We start from the raw sequence: 19,570 nt of genomic DNA on the forward strand, positions 1-19,570 counted from the left end.
CTCGGTGTGATTAACCAGTGTTCGGTCCAGCGCGTACTGAAGCGGTACTCCAGTTTGAGGCTGGTGCTACCTCTCAGAATCTTGTTCTCTGATCCCCTCATGCAATGACTCAATGAGCGGACAGTTGATATTGCCTTGTTGAGCGTGGCATCGGTCGACCATTTCCCCAAGCACTCTCTCAATTTTTTCCAGTCTGCCGATCTTCTCTCGCACGTCTCTCAGCTTATGCTCGGCCAGGGCACTGGCCTCCTGGCAGTGGGTGCCGTCTTCAAGCCGGAGCAGGTCGCTTATCTCGTCGAGACTGAAGCCCAACTGCTGCGCCGATTTCACGAACGTCAATCGGTCTATATCAGCATCACCATAGCGCCGAATACCTCCCGGAGGACGTTCGGGTTCCGGTAATAACCCTCGCCGCTGGTAATAACGGATCGTCTCAATATGAACGCTTGCTGCCCTGGCGAGGCCACCGATGGTTATTGAACCTGTTTTATCCGACATGCGCGCTGACTCCGTAGCTGACTACGGATGTAACCTTATCCCAGCGAATAAAATCATGAAAGGTGCAGGCGTTATGTCGGATGCGAAATCGGGGCTTGGTCCACTGGTTGCCGCTTTGCTCGCGTCGGCCTGCTGTCTTGGATCTCCTGTATTGATCACTCTGGGCGTTTCCGGCGCCTGGATCGGTAGCCTGACCGCCCTGGAGCCCTCGAAAATGGGCGAGGTGCGCTTTGAGCGTGAGGTGAATACCTGTTTTAACCCTGGCGGAGGAGAAGCCATACCCTTGCGCACTGCCGCTTATATCCAGGGTGCCCAGAAGTATTAGACCACTTCACCCCGACTCTTACCTGTGATAGAAAGGCAAGCAACTTTGAGCGAGAAAAGTGGGGAAAAGTATTTCAGGGATCGGTAGCCCTGCTAAAATTAAACTCTGTACTCTAAGTAGATTGCACCCAGGACAGATGATTAAACGTAATCGTTGGCTTTTAGTGGTTCCGCTGTTCCTCATGCTTTGGGGGCAGTTTACCTATGCCTGCGAGACCATGGAAATGCCGCCCCAGCCGGTTTGCTGTTGTGAAGACGGCATGGCGGGCTGCGACAAGGAAGCGCCTTCCCCCTCGGAGGATGGTTGCGAACATGTTGGCTCGACCACGTCGTCAGCGTCCTGCTGTGAAGTCGAGCACCAGTCCGCATTCGAAGACGCTGCTCCTGCCTCGTCAAGCGCCGATCAGGTATTAACGTGGGTGGGTATGGTCGCCTTGCTGTACTGGCCCCACCTGGATTCGCTGTTTACCCTGTCTCCAGCGACCTCTCCCCCTGCCCCGGGCTGGCTCCTTGCCCAGGCCGAAAGTGGTCGTACCGTCTATTTCTCTACCCTTCGTCTGCGTATCTGATTAATCCGCCCGAGTTGTCATGAACTCTGGCTTTCCCTGTTGGGAAGCCGAGGATTTTTCGTTATGCCGATTGAGGGTATTTCCCATGCGCAACCGAATTGGTGGCCTGATGGCCATGGTGGTGCTTATCGTACCGCTGAAGGGCATCGCTGCGCCGTCGTTACAACAAAACAATCAATCCTTGCAGGATGTGAAGGCGCTGACCGCCGAACAACTAGTGGTCGCAGTACTGACCCGGAACCCGGGCCTTCAAGGACTGACAGCCGCTGCCAAGGCGGCGAACTACCGTATTGAGCCCGCCGGCGCTCTGGACGACCCCATGCTGACCTATGCCGGGGCTCCGAAAACTGTCGGCGGACCCCGTGGCTTCCAAGAACGAGTGGAGTTGAGTCAGAGTCTCCCCTGGCCGGGCAAACTCGGGCTTCGGGAAGACGCGGCTCGCGCCCGGGCCGAGGGTGCCAAACAATCTCTGGCGGACGGCCGGCTGGCCCTGATGGCGGCCGCCAAGAGCCTGTTCGCCGAGTGGGCATATATTCATCGTACCCTGCAAATCAAACACGCCCACAGGGATCTGCTCGCCGAGTTGCGCCGCGTCGCCGAAACCCGGTACGCGGCGGGGCGAGCCCGCCAGCAGGATGTGCTGCAGGCGGATGTGGAAGCGGCCCTTATCGACACCGGCATCGTCACTCATCAGCGGCGCCAGCGGGAAGTCCAGGCGATGATCAACGGCTTGCTGAACCGTCCTCCCCAAAGCCGGCTGCCGCCGCCAGCGCCACTGCCCACACCGGCCGAACCACCGTCGTTGCTGGCGTTGCAAAAGGCGGCCCTGGAGGAGCACCCGGAACTGCGCCGGATCCAGGCGCGTATTGACGAGGCAAGGGCCCGGCACGGCTTAGCGGAGAAGGACTATTTCCCCGATTTCAAGTTGTCCGCCGGTTACAACAGCCTGTGGGATGACGCCGACAAACGCTGGACGGTGGGCCTTAGTATCAACCTGCCCTTCGATCTATCCGGCAAGCGCAGTGCCACTCGGAATGCGACCTTGACCGATGTCATGCGCTACCGGTGGCAATTGACGGATCGCGAGGCGCAACTGCTGGCGCAACTGGAACAGGGGCGGGCGCAGGTACAGGAGACCCGGGACATCATGGCCATCAACCGGCAGCGGCTGCTGCCCCTCGCCGAGGAGAGCCTCAATGCCGCCGTGGCCGATTACCGAGCGGGGCAGGGCAGTTTCCTCGCGGTCATCGATGCCGAGCGGCAACAACTGCGTACTGAGGACAACTTGGCCCGCACCCATGCCGATTATCTTCGAGCTCTGGCGACCTTGGAGCAGACGGCTGGCCGGCTCCTGGCCAATGACAGTTCGCACTCAACCCAGATTAATCAGGCACCGACGGATACCGTCGGTCAGCGCCTCGAGCAAGAGTAACTGGCATGACTCAACGCACCACATTTATTTCGCTGTTTGTTATCGGGTTGCTGGTAGGTATCGCTGGCATATTGGGCCTTCAGTGGCTCTCCGGTGAGGATGCCACCACTGCCGCTCCCGCTGAGGGGCCGCCCCTCAGCGCCTCCTACCGAAGCGGTCCCTTTCAATTGGGTATCGATATTGAGCCGGACACACCCCGGGTAGGTATAAACGACCTGACCCTGGCATTGCTGGATGGCTCAGGTGAGCGGGTCAGTGGCGCTGCCATCAAGGCCGTGGCGGAAATGCCCGCCATGGGCACCATGCCCGCCATGCAGGCCCCGGCCGATATGCAGGAAATCGAACCCGGTCTCTATCGGGGGACTTTCGAGCCATTAATGGAAGGCAGTTGGCCACTCACGTTGCAGATCAGCAAGGAGGGTGTTGGCTCCGCACGTGCCAACTTCGATCTGGCCACGGGCCGAAAGGGGCTGCAGCCGGCCAGTGGCGTGACTGCCCTGACACAAGGGGCAGGCGGCGCCCGAACCGACGGTGGCGACATGGCCGAAGAGGCACCGCCGGGTATGGTGACCCTTGACAATCGCCGCCGCCAGTTGATCGGTGTCAAGACCGCCGAGGCGCAAGCCATGACCATGACGCGGACCATCCGCGCGGAAGGGCGGATCGCCTACGACGAGACCCGCCTGGCAGACGTCAGCCTCAAGTTCGATGCCTGGATTGGCGAGCTCTATGCCGATTATGTGGGGGTTCACGTCGCCAAGGGCGAACCGCTATTCACGGTGTACGGCCCCGAACTGCTGGCCACCCAGCAGGAATACCTGGAGCTGAAGCGCCGTGGCAGTGCCTCTAGAACCCTGGTGGCTGCCGCTCGCAAGCGGCTCGAGCTCTGGGACATGACCGCCGGGGAAATCGCTAACCTGGAGAAACGGGGCGAGCCCTTCGACTATGTCGCCATGCACGCGCCGATCAGCGGCACCGTGGTGGCCAAGAACGTGGTGGAAGGTACCGCCCACAAGGCAGGCATGACATTGCTGCGCATCGCCGACCTGTCACAGGTCTGGGTGGAAGCCGATATCTACGAGGGCGAACTGCCGCTGCTAACGGAGGGAATGCCGGTGACGGTGACCCTGCCTTACCTGCCCGGGGAAGCGTTCGAGGGCCGGGTCGACTACGTCTATCCCTATCTGGACGGTGCCAGCCGCACCGGGCGGGTGCGTCTTACCGTCGCCAATCCCGAAGGCCGTCTCAAGCCCGACATGTACGCCGAAGTGAAGCTCAAGGCCGACCTAGGTCGACGCGTGGCGGTGCCGGAAGCAGCCGTCATTATCGCTGGTGAATTGCGGGTGGTATTCGAGGATCTGGGCGAAGGCCGGCTCGCGCCGCGCAAGGTGCAAACCGGGCAGCGGGCCGGCGGTTTTATCGAAATCATCGAGGGTATCGAGGCCGGCGACCGGGTGGTCACCTCCGGTAACTTCCTCATTGCCTCGGAAAGCCGACTCAAAGCGGGGATGGAACAATGGTAGATAACGATCAAAGGCACCCCCCAGCTCACCCCCCAGCCGAAGGGCAGGCCATCGGCTGGCTGCAGCGAACTATTGGCTATTGCGCCCGCAACCCCCTGATTACCCTGGTGGCGGTGCTCGCTCTGACCTTCGGCGGCTGGCAGGCGCTGATGCGTGCCCCCCTGGATGCCATACCCGACCTGTCCGATGTGCAGGTGATCGTCTTCACCGACTGGCCCGGGCGCAGTCCGGATCTGGTGGAGGATCAAATCACCTATCCATTGACCACCACACTGTTGGCGGCACCGGGAGTCAACTACGTACGCGGTCAGAGCTTTTTCGGCTTGTCTTTCGTTTACGTCATCTTCGACGACGGGGTGGACATGTACTGGGCCCGTTCCCGGGTGCTGGAGTACCTGAACAGTGCTGTCGCCGACTTGCCGGATGGGGTCAATCCTACCCTGGGTCCGGACGCCACCGGCGTCGGTTGGGTTTACCAGTATGCCCTGCGGGACACTTCCGGCAAGAACAGCTTGGCCGATCTGCGCTCGCTGCAGGATTTCAATCTGCGCTATGCCCTGGAGGCGGTGGAAGGCGTGGCCGAGGTGGCCTCCATTGGCGGCTTCCAGCGGGAATACCAGATCAGTCTCGACCCGAACAAACTCGCCTCTTACAACATCCCTCTCAAACGGGTAGCCGAGGCGGTGGGCGACTCCAACCAGGATGTAGGCGGACGCATCCTGGAGGTGGCGGGTCACGAGCAGTTTATCCGCGGCCGGGGCTATGTGAAGTCTGTGGCGGACCTGGAGAAGGTGGTGCTGAAAACCACCTCGGCCGGCGTCCCGGTTACCGTGAAAAATGTCGGCCATGTGGCCCTGGGGCCCGCCATGCAGCGGGGCCAGGCGGAACTGGACGGCGAGGGCGTGGCCGTGGGTGGTATCGTGGTGATGCGCTACGGTGAAAACGCCCTGGATGTGATCAACAAGGTCAAGCAACGGCTGGCGGATATCAAACCGGGGTTGCCCGAGGGGGTGGAGATCGTACCGGTCTACGACCGCTCGACCCTGATCAAGGACGCCATCGACACCCTGGCTAAAACCCTGATCGAAGAGATGCTCATCGTCTCCCTGATTATCGGCATCTTCCTGTTGCACGTGCGCTCTACCCTAGTGGCGGTGATCACCCTGCCCGTGGCGGTGCTGATGGCATTTATCCCGATGTATTTTCAGGGGTTGACGGCAAATATCATGTCCCTGGGCGGGATCGCCGTGGCCATCGGCGCCATGGTGGATGCCGCCATCGTCATCATCGACAACATCCACAAACGGCTGCATCGCTGGCAGAGTCCCGACGCCGATCAGGAGGAACAGGCCAAGTCCCGGCGGGACGTGATTATCGAGGCCATGCAGCAGGTGGGGCCCAGCATCTTTTTCTCGCTGGCGATCATCACCATTTCCTTTATGCCGGTATTCGTCCTGGAGGGCACGGAAGGGCGGCTGTTCAAACCGCTGGCGTTCACCAAGACCTACTCCATGGCTTTTGCGGCGCTGTTGTCCATCACCCTGGTGCCGGCCCTGGCGGTATGGCTGATCCGCGGCAAAATCCGCGCCGATCACAGCAAGTTGAACCAGTGGCTGGTGGCCGCCTACCGGCCGGTGGTCGCCTTTGCGGTGCGTTTTCGTTGGGCGGTGGCCGGAGCAGCCGTGCTGGTATTGCTGTTAACCGTCATACCCTTCCGGCAATTGGGCAACGAGTTTATGCCGCCCCTCAACGAGGGTTCGATTCTGTTTATGCCCACGGCCCTGCCGGGCATGTCCATTACCGAGGCGACCCAGACCATGCAGACCATGGACCGGATCATTGCCGATATCCCCGAAGTGGAGCATGTCTTCGGTAAGGTGGGCCGCTCCACCAGCGCCACAGATCCCGCACCCCTGTCCATGGTGGAAACGGTGATCACCCTGAAACCTAAAAACCAGTGGCGCGAGGGGATGACCTGGGACGGGCTGATTCAGGAGATGGACGGGAAACTGAAGTTTCCGGGTATGCCCAATATCTTCTGGATGCCGATCCAGACCCGCACCGAGATGCTTGCCACCGGTATTCGCTCGGCCCTGGGCATCAAGGTCTTTGGTGCCGACCTTGCCACCATCGAGGAAACCGGCATTGCCATCGAGAATGCGCTACAGCAGGATGAGCGCACGGCTCCCTTTACCCGCAGTGCCTTCGCCGAGCGCAGCACCGGTGGCTATTTTCTGGACTTTACCGTTGATCGAGCGGCGGCCGCACGCTTCGGGCTGAACGTTGGCGACGTGGAGCGGGTGATTATGGCGGCCATGGGCGGTACCGTCGTATCACAAACTGTGGAAGGTCGGGAACGCTACAACATTCTGGTGCGCTACGCCCGGGATTACCGCGATAATGTCGAGGCATTGGAGCGGGTGTTGGTGCCCACTCCCACCGGTGCGCAAATTCCCATCACTCAAGTGGCAGATATCGAGTTCCGCACCGGTCCGCCGGCGATACGCAGCGAGGATGGCCTGCTCGTGGGCTTTGTCTTTGTCGACGTCACAAGCGATATCGGCATTGCCGATTATGTCGAACGGGCGAAGCAGGTCGTCGCCGACGAGGTCACGGTGCCGGACGGCTACCGACTGGCCTGGGCCGGACAGTTCCAGTATTTCGAGCGGGCCAAAGCCAAGCTGCAGTTACTGGTGCCAGCCACGCTGTTTTTGATCTTCTTCATGCTGTTCATGCACCGGGGCTCCCTCACCGAGACCCTGGTGGTGATGCTGAGCGTGCCTTTCTCGTTGAGCGGCGCTGTCTGGCTATTGTGGTGGCTGGGTTTCAAGCTCAGCGTCGCCGTCTGGGTGGGTATGATCGCCGTGGCGGGCCTCGCCGTGGAGCTGGGTCTGCTGATGATGGTGTACCTGGATATCGCCTGGCGTGATCGCGAAGTGGAGCGCCGACTCAATACCGGCGGGGACATGGCGGAAGTGATTCAGAGCGGTGCAGGCCAGCGCATCCGTCCAATGCTGATGACTGGGGTGGCCCTGTTTATGGGGCTGATACCGATTTTGCTGTCAAGCGGCACAGGCGCGGATGTGATGCAGCGCATCGCCGCGCCGATGGTCGGCGGCGTGATTTCTGCCCTCCTGATAGTGCTGGTGGTGTACCCGGCAATCTTCATGCTATGGCGGGGGCGCGGCCTGCCCAAGGGAGCACCGACACCACCACCGGAAACTTAAATGCGTAATCGCCGCGCCGGTACCGATCCGTACTTTCGGCACCGGGCGGCGGTACTTCCGGGTCTCATACCCGCTTTACTTGGAGATTAGATCCCGTTCTGGAAAGGCTATGTGCTAGCTTTTTACCCAACCCCTCCATGCAATGCCGCAATGAGCGGGCAGGTAATATTGCCTTTTTGGGCGTGGCATCGGTCAACCATTTCGCCCAGCACCTCTTCAATTTTCTCCAGCCTGTCGATCTTCGCTCGCACGTCCCGCAACTTGTTTTCGGCGAGCGCACTGGCTTCCTGGCAGTGGGCGCCATCTTCAAGCCGAAGCAGATCGCTGATCTGGTCCAGACTGAAGCCCAACTGCTGCGCCGTTTTCACGAACGTCAACCTGTCGATGTCGGCGGGACCATAACGCCGAATCCCGCCGGGAGGGCGTTGGGGCTCCGGTAACAGGCCGCGCCGCTGATAATAGCGAATGGTCTCGACGTGCACGCCCGCCGCCCTGGCCAGGCCACCGATGGTTATTGAACCCGTTTTATCAAACATGCGTGTTGACTCCGTAGCTGACTACGGATGTAACCTTATCCCAGCGAATAAAGTCATGAAAGGTGCAAGCGTTATGTCGGATGCGAAATCGGGGCGTGGCCCACTGATTGCCGGAGGCGTTGCCGCTTTGCTCGCGTCGGCCTGCTGCCTTGGGCCTCTTGTATTGATCACTCTGGGCGTTTCCGGCGCCTGGATCGGTAACCTGACCGCCCTGGAGCCCTACCGCCCGCTTTTCATTGGCGCGGCACTGGTAGCCATGTTCTTTGCCTGGCGCCGAATCTATCGGCCAGCGGAACAGTGCCAGCCGGGAGACATCTGCGCCGTACCCCGGGTGCGAACCGCCTATAAGGTGATCTTCTGGGGGGTGGCGGCACTGGTACTGGTTGCTCTGGTGTTCCCTTATGTCCTGCCTCTGTTCTACTGAAAAGGAGATTGTCCCATGAGAATGCGCCTTGTTCTGACGTTGCTCATCGCCGTGCTCAGCATGCCTGCTTCAGCCGCCATGCAGACTGTCACGCTCTCGGTATCTGGTATGACCTGTTCCGCGTGTCCGATCACTGTCAAGCTAGCATTGAATAAGGTGGACGGTGTTTCGCAAGTTGACGTGCGCTACCCGGATCGTACGGCCGTGGTTACCTTCGACGACACGCTAACGTCCGTGGACGCGTTGACCGAAGCCACGGCCAACGCCGGGTACCCCTCCACCCTGAAGCCCTCGAAAATGGATAAGGAATTCCCCGAATGAGTAACGACCTGCCTATTGCCGTGATCGGCAGCGGCGGGGCGGCCATGGCGGCCGCTCTGAAAGCGGCCGAGCGCGGTGCCCGCATCACCCTGATCGAGCGCGGCACCATCGGTGGCACCTGCGTCAATATCGGCTGTGTGCCCTCGAAGATCATGATTCGCGCCGCGCACATCGCGCAGCTGCGCAGGGAGAGTCCCTTTGATCTGGGGGTGAGTGCCCAGCCACCGGTGGTGGACCGGGCGAAACTGCTCCGGCAACAGCAGGCACGTGTCGAGGAACTGCGTGACACCAAGTACGCAAGCATACTGCGCGACCACCCGGCCATCACGGTCCTGCGCGGTGAGGCCCGGTTTGTCGATGCCAGTAACCTGGTGGTTAAGCTGAACGAGGGCGGGGAGCAGACTGTCCCTTTTGATCGCGCCTTTATCGGCACGGGCGCCCGGCCGGCGGAACCGCCGCTGCCGGGGCTGGCCGATACGCCTTACCTGACTTCCACCAGTGCGCTGGCACTGGACAGCGTCCCCGAACGGCTGATCGTGATCGGTGCCGGGTTTGTCGCCCTGGAACTGGCCCAGGCGTTCTCGAGATTGGGCAGCAGAGTCACGGTACTGGCCCGTAGTCATTTGGTCTCCAGCGAAGACCCGGCAATAGGTAAAGCCATTGAAGCGGCGTTTCAACGAGAAGGTATTGACGTGCTCAATCAGAGCCAGGCCAGCCATGTGGACTACACTGACAACGAGTTCGTGCTAAACACCGAAGCCGGGACATTGCGGGCCGATCAACTGCTGGTGGCCACCGGACGAACACCCAACACCGAGGCTCTTGGTCTCGACGGCATCGGCGTTGAAACCGCGAGGGGTGGGATTCTGGTGGATGAGCACCTGCAAACCACGTTACCGGGCATTTATGCCGCCGGTGACTGCACCGATCAGCCAGAGTTTGTCTATGTCGCCGCCGCCGGGGGCACCCGCGCCGCCATCAACATGACGGGAGGCGAGGCAACCCTGGACCTCAGCGCCATGCCGGGAGTGATGTTCACCGACCCTCAGGTCGCCACCGTTGGCCTGACGGAAGCCGAGGCACTCCAACACGGCTTCAACGTGGACACCCGCGTGCTCGATCTGGAGAACGTGCCGCGTGCGTTGGTGAATTTCGACACTCATGGCTTTATCAAGATGGTCGCCGACCGCGATTCAGGGCGCTTGCTGGGTGTACAGGCGGTAGCCGGGGAGGCCAGTGAACTGATTCAGACGGCAGTGATGGCGCTACGGTCACGCCTGACCGTGCAGGAAATCGGCGATGAGCTGTTTCCCTACCTGACCATGGTGGAAGGCCTGAAGCTCTGTGCCCAGACTTTCACCAAAGATGTGAGCCAACTGTCGTGTTGCGCAGGATAAGTACTGGCGACCATCAGCCAGCGTGTCAGAACCTCATCAGTCTCGTGTTGACGGGCACGGCGCCCCACAGGGCGCACAAGCCGTTTGATCCCGCTGCATCAGGGCCGTTTCCACGTTGCCCCGACCGGAATTGAATGCAAACGTCGGGCTGTTCAGGTGATCGGCCATAATCAGTACCAGAATGATCCCGAGCATACCCAGAATGCGGGTACGGCTATACGGTCTTTCCATTACGCCCTCCCGCATCAGTTAGGCAGCCGGAACCAGGGCCGCAGGCGAATGCCGATCAGCGAACCGGCGAAGGCGCAGGCAAACCAGATCCAGGCGTGCAGGCTGGCCGAGGCAATGCCGGAAAACAGCGCCCCGATGTTGCAGCCAAAACCCAGCCGGGCGCCATAACCCAGCAGCAAACCACCGACTACGGCGGCCAGGAACTGACGACTTTCCGGCCGGTTGCGACTGGCTTCATTAAAGCGATTGGCCAGGCCCGCCGCCAGCATGGCGCCGAGCAGCAACCCGAAGTTCATGACCGAGGGAATGTTGGTCAGCACCGAATCCTTCAGGGCCATGGCGGGGTAATCCCAGGTCCAGAACTCGAACTGGGACATGTTCACGCCCACCACCTCCAGGGCTTTGGCACCCCAGACATTGAACGCGAAGGTAATGCTCCAGGGGGCGCCACCGATGGCCAGGGTCAGTGCGTTACCGGCCGCCAGGATCAGGATCGCCCAGGTAAACGGCCAGCGACCGCTGAGCAGGGTTCGGAACACCCCGTGACCCTGGCTTTTCCAGAGCAGTTCGTCCCGTTCGATGGCGCCGTGGGCCTTGCGTTCAATGCGGTTGACCCACCAGGCAATCAGCCCCAGCCCGACAAACTGCACCAGGATAGCACCGACGACACCGAAGCTGCCGACCAGCGGCACCGGATCGAAACCCGGCCGGTCCAGCCACCAGGGCAGATGAATGGAGCCCAACACGGTACCGGCAATAAAGAACACCAGCGTGACTACCATACGAATATTGCCGGCGCCGACGTTGAACAGGGTGCCGGAGCCGCATCCACCACCCAGCTGCATGCCCATCCCGAACAGGAAAGAGCCCACCACCAGGGAAGTACCCACCGGTGCGATTGCCCCCACCAGACCGGCCTGCCCGCTGTGGAGCATGGGCACCATGATCAGAGAAGTCACTCCGAACAGCAGTAACTGTGCGCGCATGCCGGCGCCGCGCTTCTTAACCACCAGATTGCGCCAACCGGCGGTAAAACCGAAGGCACCGTGGTACAGGGCCATACCCAGCACGGTGCCCACCACGAACAGCGCCACCATGAACGGAGCGATTTCCAGCCAGATCAGCCCGCCCAGCAGGGCAAAGCCAGCCAGCGCTGTGGATACGATAAAACGGTCCACCTGCCACCCGGGCTGCTGAAGCCCGGACTGGAGAACTGCAGAATCTGCCATTTGATCACTCAACTAAACGGCTCAGTTAAACAGGTCCAGGAGTTTACCAAGTCCCTTCCTGGCTACCTGCATCGGGCGACTGCTGTCCTGGGACCACTCCGCCATGGAACCATCATAAAGCGCAACCTCCTGGAAACCCGCCAGTTCGCTCAACACGAACCAGTCCGTGGCTGCCCAGTGGCCGGTGTTGCAAAAGGCGATTGTCCGGGCCTGAGGATCCAGCTCAGCGCTGTTAACCTTCTCGGTGATGACGTCCCGATTCAGATAGAACACCTGGTTTTCCTGGTTGATAAAAGAGTGGTGGGGCAGGCTCTTTGATCCGGGAATCGTGCCGGCTACCTTGGCGGCCGGGGACTTGGTTTCGCCCCGAAAATAGTCCACAGGGCGGGCATCCACCAGCTGAGCCTGGGTCTCCCGGGCGGCCTGGACCTCGTCCAGACTGGCGATCAGGTGATCCTGAAGCTCAGCGTCGAATTGCGTCACCGGCAGGCGCGCACCGTCACCCTCGGTAACCTGGTATCCTGCGGCTTTCCAGCCGGCAAAGCCGCCATTAAGGATGGTCACGGCCTCGTGCCCCAGCACCTTGAAGGTCCAGTATACCCGGGCGGCACTGCCGAAGTCGGTCGAGCCGGTGCCGGCCGGAACCAGGACCACCGTATTACCGTTGGCAATCCCCAGGCTACCAATCAGACGCTCCAGAGAGCGGACCGGGGGCATCAAACCGGCCACACCGTCCCGGGTTTCCCGCCAGCCATCGTTGGTGTAACTGCTGTAAACAGAGCCGGCAATATGACTTTCCTGGAAGCTGCTCCGATCACCGCCGTTATCAATGCCAGAGCGGACATCCAGCACCACCAGCTGTTTCTGGTCCAGGTGCTCATTCAGCCATTGGGCATCGACCAGGGCAGGCAATCCTGGTTCTGCACCGTAGGACAGCCCGCTAAGCAGCAACAGGACAAGCACTGTCGTTAAACGATTCATCGAACCACCTCCAAGTCGGAGTTCATTTTTGAACGATCATTATGAATCTTTACATCCGTTATGCATAGGCGCCCAAATATTCTTTTTTGGTCTATGAAAATGGAGAATATTTCCATTAATAAAGGCGCCTTCTCTGTAACAGACGACGCGGACAGCAGCCAGTGTCTATGAAGTTACGGCAACAGCGCACCTGGAGTTGCTGCCACCATCGCACTTGCCATGGGCGGTCAGGCAGACCGTATCAATGAAGCCAGGAGCTATCCGACCAAAGCCGTTGACACGGTGGCACATGTAAAGGTCTCGGCACGGTAATCAAACACATCAACCATCAGCGGCGGGGGCCATCCCCGCCGCTTTTTTCCCTGACTACGCCAGCCTCGGCTGTTCACATCATTCGAATCCGGTCAGCCCAACATTAGCGGGCCGATTGAGGGACCAGTCGTAGTCGATGTAATCCAGTTCCGCCGTCCTGGCCACGTGTTCGGCTACCGAGTCGCTGGCCCAGCGACGAATAAAGGCCCGAACCGAGCCCTCCGCCTCGACAAAATCCTCCTTGTACCACTTGAACAGTTCGGTGCCATACAGGGTGTCGCCGGTCACCCGAAGGTGATGTTGGGTATTGAAGGCTCGGCGGGTATTTTCTTCCAGCAGGCCCTCGAGATTGGCAGCGGTATAGATCTGATCCCGCAATGGCGGGCAGCCCACAGAAGCACAGTTCACGGCGAAGTGAATGCGGGAATCCTTCCAACCCCGGGATTGATAGCCTTCACCCAGCAACACGCCTTTTTCGATCTCATTCAGGCTGAAGCGCTCACCACCAATCACAAAGCTCTCCCGTTCAAAGACGCTGTCAACAAACGGGTTCACCCGGCCACCGTAATCCCAGACGGATGAGACGAGATAGCCGTCAGGCCGCTCGGTAAGAATCTGTTCAAGCATGAAAAAATTGTAGGCATTAATCCAAAATGCGACGGACTCTTGCCTAGCCTCAAGGGCTCCGGTGTTGAATTCCGACAAAGCCTTGCGCTGGCGCTCCAGCGTCGACACCAGGTCTGTATCCGCCAATGCGGCCTGGTAATCAAAAGCGGAGACCAGCCCGTCACCGGGCAATGTCCGTTCAATGAGATAGCTGGACAACAGTCGCTGGTATGGCTTGTACAGGCCGGAATTGATATCCGCCCATACCAGTCCGGGCATCAGGACCAGTGCAACAAAACCGGACGCCAATCGATAACCACGCATAATCACTCCCAAGTCAGTCTTCAGTATTACTTCAGAACCGTAGTTACAGACCAAGACAGTCGCGTTCTGTTACAACGGTAAGCCTGACTTCAGACCTCAGTATCCAGGTGCAGGAAACGGGACAGCCGGGAGTGGGGGCGTCGTCTGAGGTACAGCGGCAGGGTACTCATGACCACCAGGATAGTGGCTGCGGCTATCACCGTAAGTATTGGATTGAGCTCAAAGCTGTGGCCCAGCCCGGCAAACACGAAGGTCATGGGCAGCATGCCCACGGCGGTCGCCAGCGCATAGCGCCATAGGTGGATGGAGGTAACCCCGGCGGCATAGCTGATGAGGGCAAAGGAAAACAATGGGATAAGCCGCGTCAGAAATACCGCAATGAAGAGAAAGCGCTGGGACCCGCGGGCCGAAAATACCGGGTTGTGATCCAGCTTGCGCTGGATGGCTTCCCGCCCGAGTACCCGCGCCAGATAAAACGCGATGATCGAGCCAGCCAGGGCTCCCGTAACGGCAATGGCGGTGCCGGTAAACATGCCATAAACCAGTCCGGCGGCGGCACTGATTGGCAATGTGGGAATCGGCCCGACAACCACCGCAAGTATCATCATCAGCATCAGGAGCACAGGGCCAAGGAGCCCCTGCTGGGCCAGCCAGTCGGAGAGTGCCGAGGGAGCAAGGCTGGCGGGCATGCTCAGTTGTTGGAGCAACAGCCAGATGGCGGCCATCAGCAAGACCACGATCGCCAGAAACGAGAGACGGAAAAGCCACGGTGAATGGTTCATCGGGCTATTCTAGCCGGCTTGAGGGATCGGGGGAGGGAAAAATGGCTTGGCCGTGCGGATTAGTCTGCACGGCCTGACGAACGTTTACTGGTCCTTGCTCCATGCAAATTTCTTGAACGGCTCATCCACCGGCGTCTCAGCAATGTGGTTGATATAGTTACTCATAACCTTCTGGGACAAGGTCATAATCACTTCCAGTACCTGGCGGTTGCCATAGCCTGCTTCAAAGAAAGCAGCCAGATCTTCCTCGCTGACGTTGCCCTGCTTGCGCATGACCGCGAGGGTAAAGTTGCGCAGTGCTTCGAGCTTGTCACTGGGAAGCGGAGTCTCGTCACGCAGCGCGTTAACAATGTCATCTGAGACTTTCATCATCTTTGCGATACCCGTGTGCGCCGGCACGCAATAGTGGCAGGCATTTTCGACGTTGATGGTCTGCCAGACCACAGTTGTCTCGTCGTTGTTGAAGCTGTTGTCCAGAACCAGCTGGTGCAGCTTCTGGTAGGCCTCCAGTACCTGTGGCGATTCCGCCATCACTGCATGCAGTCCGGGGATCATGCCGGAATTCTTCCGGGAATTTTCCAGGAAGGGCTTGGCGCCTTCCGGAGCGGATTCGATATCGTGCAATTTGAAATCAGCCATACTCAATCTCCTTTTTTGAACGAATGCTCAACAACCACGATGTTAGTAGTTGTTGATAGAACATTCAAGAAAAGAAACAGAACCACCCAGGGGCAGGGATTCCCAAACATATCCGGACGATGCCACCCTCGCAAAGGGCGGTGACGGGGAGGTGACAGACAAGCGACAGTTAAGTGACCGGGATCAGGCTTCCTGGGGCTCCGCCAGTCGTTTAACCGCCAGCCGGGACACCGGGGACAGCTCGAGCCCGTCAGATTCCGCGTAGGCGATGATCTGCTGCTTCATGCTTCGGGCCCAGAATTTCTTGATGTGGGTTGCCACCACCTCGGCGGCCTGATCTTCATCGCCGTGGTGAAGGTTGTTGATACTGATCTGGTTGATCATTTTGATCAGGTTCTGGAGCTGTTGGTCGCTCATTCTCGCATCTCCTCAGAGGGTTACTCGTCACCACGGACGTAAATAACGTGCCGGCCCGGGCGGGCAAAGCCTATCAGGGTCATGCCGGCCTTGCGGGCCTCCCGGATGGCCAGTGCGGTGGCCGCCGAAACGGCAATCAGGCTGCTGACGCCGACGGTGGCGCTTTTCTGCACCATCTCGTAACTGGCCCGGCTGGAAATCAGTACAAAACCGTCGTCAAAGGCCCTGGCACCATGGTCGCGAATGCGCGCTCCAATCAGCTTGTCCAGGGCATTGTGCCGGCCGACATCTTCCCGGGCCTGCTGTATCCGGCCCTGGTTATCACACCAGGCAGCACCGTGCGTGGCTCCGGTCTTTTCCTGCAAGGGCTGGTAAGTCGGGAGATTACGCAGGGCTCGTTGCACCGCTTTGTCAACCGGTGCCGGGCGCGCCGGTACCCTGGGGATGGCCCGGATGGCATGGGCCAGGGATTCGGTGCCGCACAGCCCGCAGCCAGTTCGTCCGGCCATGTTCCGGCGCTGTTCACGCAACCGGGCGAAGCAGTCGCCGGCAATGTGCATCTCCAGGGAAATACCCTGTTCACTGACCACAGCATACAGATGGAACAGCTGCTCCGGGCGGTCCAGAATGCCCTCGGTCAGACTGAAGCCAAAGGCAAAGTCCTCCAAATCGCAGGGTGAGGCCATCATCACGGCGTGAGAAACGCCATTGTACACCATCGCCACGGGCACCTCTTCAGCGACCAGATCCCGGCAAGGCGCACCTTCAATACCGCCGCGCACCTCCACCGGGGTCTCACAGGCCACCAAAACATCCTTGGGAGCATCGAGGCCTGTGACTGCCATGGCAGCGGCGCCCGGATTACTTGAGGGCCGAAGCATCGGATGGCTCCGTCTGGCTGGCCGAGGGCGCCAGCAACTGGTGCTGGCGCTGGTCAAACTGCTCAAAGTGGCGCTGCCAGGCCGACGGCTGGCTGACTTTCTCCACCTGCACCGCGGTGACCTTGTATTCCGGACAGTTGGTGGCCCAGTCCGAGCTGTCGGTGGTGATCACGTTGGCGCCACTGCCGGGATGGTGGAAGGTGGTCCAGACCACGCCCGGCAACATGCGGTCGCTGATCCGCGCCCGCAGAACCGTCTGGCCCACACGGCTGGAAATACCCAGCCAGTCGCCTTCCCGGATACCGCGCAGTTCGGCGTCGCTGGGATGGATTTCCAGCACATCCTCGTCGTGCCACTGGCTGTTCGCGGTGCGGCGGGTCTGGGCGCCGACGTTGTACTGGCTCAGGATGCGGCCGGTGGTCAGCAGCAGCGGGAACTTGCGATTGGATTTCTCCTCGCTGGCGACATACTCGGTAACCGCAAACCTGCCCTTGCCGATCGGGAAATCCAGGGTGTGCATGGTCGGGGTGCCTTCCGGATGCTCCTCGTCGCACGGCCACTGGATGCTGCCCAGTTTCTCCAGTTTGTCGTAACTGACGCCGGCAAAGGTGGGCGTCAGCCGGGCGATCTCATCCATGATCTCGGACGGATGCTTGTAGTCCATGGGGTAACCGAGTGCATTGGACAAAGCCATGGTCACTTCCCAGTCTTCCATGCCTGCCACCGGTGCCATTACCTTGCGCACCCGGTTGATGCGGCGCTCGGCGTTGGTGAAGGTGCCGTTTTTCTCCAGAAAAGTGGCGCCTGGCAACAGCACGTGCGCGTGCTTGGCGGTTTCATTCAGGAAGATGTCCTGCACGATCAGGCAATCCAGGGCGCTGAGTGCCGCTTCCACATGCTGGGTGTTGGGATCGGACTGGGCAATGTCCTCGCCCTGAACGTACAAGGCCTTGAAGCTGCCGGCGATGGCCGCATCGAACATGTTGGGAATCCGCAGGCCGGGTTCGTCGTCAATCGCCACGCCCCAGACCTCCTGGAACCGGGCCCGCACCGCCGGGTCGCCCACATGCTGGTAGCCGGGCAATTCGTGGGGGAAGGAGCCCATATCGCAGGAACCCTGAACGTTGTTCTGGCCCCGCAGCGGGTTCACGCCAACACCTTCACGGCCAATGTTGCCGGTGGCCATGGCCAGGTTGGCAATGCCCATCACCATGGTCGAGCCCTGGCTGTGCTCGGTGACGCCCAACCCGTAATAGATGGCACTGTTTCCGGCCTCGCCATAGGCACGGGCGGCCTGGCGTACCCGCTCGGCCGGTACGCCGGTGACCGCCTCCACGGCTTCCGGCGAATGGCGTTCCTCCGCTATGAATTCCCGCCAGTCGTGGTACTGCTTCGGCTCACAACGGCTCTCGATAAACGCCGTGTTTTCCAGGCCCTCGGTGACAATCACATGGGCCAGGGCATTGACCATGGCCACGTTAGTACCCGGGCGCAGGGGCAGGTGAATGCCTGTACTGCCGTGGGGCGTTTTCAGCAGGTCGATGCGGCGCGGATCAATGACGATCAGCTTGGCGCCCTGGCGCAAACGCCGGCGCATCTGGGAGGCGAACACCGGGTGGGCGTCGGTGGGGTTGGCTCCGATCACCACGATGGTGTCGGCTTTCATGACCGAATCAAACGTCTGGGTGCCGGCGGATTCACCCATAGTGGTTTTCAGGCCAAACCCGGTCGGTGAGTGACAGACCCGGGCACAGGTGTCGGTGTTGTTGTTGCCGAAGGCAGCCCGGACCAGCTTCTGCACCAGGTAGGTTTCCTCGTTGGTGCAGCGGGAGGAGGTGATGCCACCGATACTTTCCCGGCCGTATCTGGCCTGGGTGGCCTTGAGTTTTTTCGCCGCAAACCCGATGGCGTCGCCCCAGGACACCACTTGCCAGGGATCGTTGATGGAGTCCCGGATCATCGGCTCCCTGATACGGTCCTTGTGGGTGGCGTAGCCAAAGGCAAAGCGCCCTTTCACGCAGGAATGGCCATGGTTAGCCTCGCCGCCCTTGTAGGGAACCATGCGCACCAGCTGGCCGCCTTTCATTTCGGCCTTGAACGAACAACCGACACCGCAATAGGCACAGGTGGTGACCACGCTGTGCCCGGGCTGGCCGGCGTCGATCACGCTCTTTTCCATCAGCGTAGCGGTGGGGCAGGCCTGGACGCAGGCGCCGCAGGATACGCATTCGGAATCCATGAACGGGTCATTCTGGCCGGCGGACACCCTGGAGTCGAAGCCACGGCCGTCGATGGTCAGGGCAAAGGTGCCCTGCACTTCCTCGCAGGCGCGTACGCAACGGGAGCAGACGATGCACTTGCCGGGGTCGAAGCTGAAGTAGGGGTTGGAGTCGTCCACTTCCGCATCCAGATGGTTTTCACCCTCGAAACCATAGCGCACTTCCCGCAGGCCCACGGCACCGGCGACATCCTGAAGTTCGCAGTTGCCATTGGCCGGGCAGGTAAGGCAGTCCAGTGGGTGATCGGAGATATACAGCTCCATGACGTTGCGGCGAAGCTTCGCCAGTTTGCCGTTCTGGGTAGTGACCGCCATGCCTTCGGTAACCGGCGTGGTGCAGGACGCCGGATAGCCGCGACGACCCTCGATTGCCACCGCGCACAGGCGACAGGAGCCGAAGGCTTCCAGGTTGTCGGAGGCACACAGCTTTGGAATGTTAATCCCGGCCAGGGCGGCGGCCCGCAATACGGACGTGCCTTCCGGTACGCTGATGTCGGTGCCATCAATGGACAGGCTGACCAGGGTTGCGGAGGTGCTCGGCGGCGTGCCGTAATCCATGTCCGGATTCAGGCCGCGGGTACCGGGGTCGCTCTTGTTCGGGTCGTAATAGTGCAACATTGTTATTGCCTCCACTCGCGT

18 protein-coding genes and 1 pseudogene are annotated in these 19,570 nt (G+C 60.3%); 8 read left to right on the forward strand and 11 right to left on the reverse strand.

The features are described from left to right. Positions 1-66: 66 nt before the first annotated feature. Positions 67-498, reverse strand: coding sequence for an Hg(II)-responsive transcriptional regulator (gene merR / locus NLK58_RS12445; RefSeq protein WP_341580880.1), 432 nt, complete (start codon positions 496-498; stop codon positions 67-69). A gap of 73 nt (positions 499-571) precedes the next feature. Between merR (NLK58_RS12445) and NLK58_RS12450 the strand changes: the two are divergent. The 5 genes and pseudogenes from NLK58_RS12450 to NLK58_RS12470 form a co-directional block, all read left to right on the forward strand. Further along, a pseudogene (locus NLK58_RS12450) lies at positions 572-706 on the forward strand (mercuric transporter MerT family protein); the annotation flags it as partial. A gap of 253 nt (positions 707-959) precedes the next feature. Then, entirely contained in the window at positions 960-1,391 is a 432-nt protein-coding gene (locus NLK58_RS12455) for a hypothetical protein (protein ID WP_341580881.1), read from the forward strand. A gap of 85 nt (positions 1,392-1,476) precedes the next feature. Next, the gene (locus tag NLK58_RS12460) at positions 1,477-2,823 is read left to right on the forward strand and encodes a TolC family protein (RefSeq protein ID WP_341580882.1); all 1,347 of its coding nucleotides are present in this window, start codon (positions 1,477-1,479) and stop codon (positions 2,821-2,823) included. Between the two features lie 5 nt (positions 2,824-2,828). Next, entirely contained in the window at positions 2,829-4,346 is a 1,518-nt protein-coding gene (locus tag NLK58_RS12465; RefSeq protein WP_341580883.1) for an efflux RND transporter periplasmic adaptor subunit, read from the forward strand. Continuing rightward, on the forward strand, positions 4,340-7,573 hold the full coding sequence (locus tag NLK58_RS12470; RefSeq protein WP_341580884.1) for a CusA/CzcA family heavy metal efflux RND transporter: 3,234 nt from the start codon (positions 4,340-4,342) through the stop codon (positions 7,571-7,573). The genes NLK58_RS12465 and NLK58_RS12470 overlap by 7 nt, the downstream gene beginning before the upstream one ends. Before the next feature lie 122 nt (positions 7,574-7,695). On the opposite strand, the gene merR (NLK58_RS12475) is transcribed toward NLK58_RS12470, so the two are convergent. Next, positions 7,696-8,109 carry an Hg(II)-responsive transcriptional regulator gene (gene merR, locus NLK58_RS12475; RefSeq protein WP_117618828.1) on the reverse strand — a complete coding sequence of 138 codons (414 nt, stop codon included), beginning with the start codon at positions 8,107-8,109 and terminating at the stop codon, positions 7,696-7,698. Between the two features lie 73 nt (positions 8,110-8,182). On the opposite strand from merR (NLK58_RS12475), the gene merT reads away from it, so the two are divergent. Genes merT through merA form a run of 3 tightly spaced genes read left to right on the forward strand, consistent with a single transcriptional unit; the run spans position 8,183 to position 10,251 of the window. Continuing rightward, positions 8,183-8,533, forward strand: coding sequence for a mercuric ion transporter MerT (gene merT / locus NLK58_RS12480; RefSeq protein ID WP_117618829.1), 351 nt, complete (start codon positions 8,183-8,185; stop codon positions 8,531-8,533). Positions 8,534-8,548: 15 nt separating this feature from the next. Next, complete coding sequence (merP, locus tag NLK58_RS12485) at positions 8,549-8,854, forward strand: mercury resistance system periplasmic binding protein MerP (protein ID WP_117618830.1); 306 nt, start codon at positions 8,549-8,551, stop codon at positions 8,852-8,854. Then, positions 8,851-10,251: a mercury(II) reductase gene (gene merA, locus NLK58_RS12490; RefSeq protein ID WP_117618831.1), complete on the forward strand. Its 1,401-nt coding sequence runs from the start codon at positions 8,851-8,853 to the stop codon at positions 10,249-10,251. The genes merP and merA overlap by 4 nt, the downstream gene beginning before the upstream one ends. Before the next feature lie 36 nt (positions 10,252-10,287). Here the strand turns inward: merA and NLK58_RS12495 are convergent, their stop codons facing one another. The 9 genes from NLK58_RS12495 to fdhF form a co-directional block, all read right to left on the reverse strand. Further along, positions 10,288-10,482, reverse strand: a complete 195-nt coding sequence (locus NLK58_RS12495; protein WP_117620383.1) for a hypothetical protein — start codon at positions 10,480-10,482, stop codon at positions 10,288-10,290. A 14-nt stretch (positions 10,483-10,496) separates the two neighbouring features. Continuing rightward, the gene (locus NLK58_RS12500; protein WP_117618832.1) at positions 10,497-11,711 is read right to left on the reverse strand and encodes a YeeE/YedE family protein; all 1,215 of its coding nucleotides are present in this window, start codon (positions 11,709-11,711) and stop codon (positions 10,497-10,499) included. Between the two features lie 21 nt (positions 11,712-11,732). Beyond that, positions 11,733-12,692, reverse strand: a complete 960-nt coding sequence (locus NLK58_RS12505) for a sulfurtransferase (RefSeq protein WP_341580885.1) — start codon at positions 12,690-12,692, stop codon at positions 11,733-11,735. Positions 12,693-13,082: 390 nt separating this feature from the next. After that, positions 13,083-13,934 (reverse strand): DUF547 domain-containing protein, encoded by an 852-nt coding sequence (locus tag NLK58_RS12510; RefSeq protein ID WP_341580886.1) that lies wholly within the window; start codon positions 13,932-13,934, stop codon positions 13,083-13,085. A gap of 89 nt (positions 13,935-14,023) precedes the next feature. Next, complete coding sequence (locus tag NLK58_RS12515) at positions 14,024-14,716, reverse strand: TVP38/TMEM64 family protein (RefSeq protein WP_117618834.1); 693 nt, start codon at positions 14,714-14,716, stop codon at positions 14,024-14,026. 84 nt (positions 14,717-14,800) lie between these two features. After that, entirely contained in the window at positions 14,801-15,355 is a 555-nt protein-coding gene (locus tag NLK58_RS12520; protein ID WP_117618835.1) for a carboxymuconolactone decarboxylase family protein, read from the reverse strand. 183 nt (positions 15,356-15,538) lie between these two features. Next, positions 15,539-15,772, reverse strand: coding sequence for a formate dehydrogenase subunit delta (locus NLK58_RS12525; protein ID WP_117618836.1), 234 nt, complete (start codon positions 15,770-15,772; stop codon positions 15,539-15,541). 20 nt (positions 15,773-15,792) lie between these two features. After that, positions 15,793-16,653, reverse strand: coding sequence for a formate dehydrogenase accessory sulfurtransferase FdhD (fdhD, locus tag NLK58_RS12530; RefSeq protein WP_117618837.1), 861 nt, complete (start codon positions 16,651-16,653; stop codon positions 15,793-15,795). Then, positions 16,634-19,549, reverse strand: coding sequence for a formate dehydrogenase subunit alpha (gene fdhF / locus NLK58_RS12535; RefSeq protein WP_341580887.1), 2,916 nt, complete (start codon positions 19,547-19,549; stop codon positions 16,634-16,636). Before fdhF ends, fdhD begins: the two co-directional genes overlap by 20 nt. Positions 19,550-19,570: the final 21 nt, after the last annotated feature.

This window comes from Marinobacter metalliresistant (genome assembly GCF_038098645.1).
GTDB lineage: Bacteria > Pseudomonadota > Gammaproteobacteria > Pseudomonadales > Oleiphilaceae > Marinobacter > Marinobacter metalliresistant.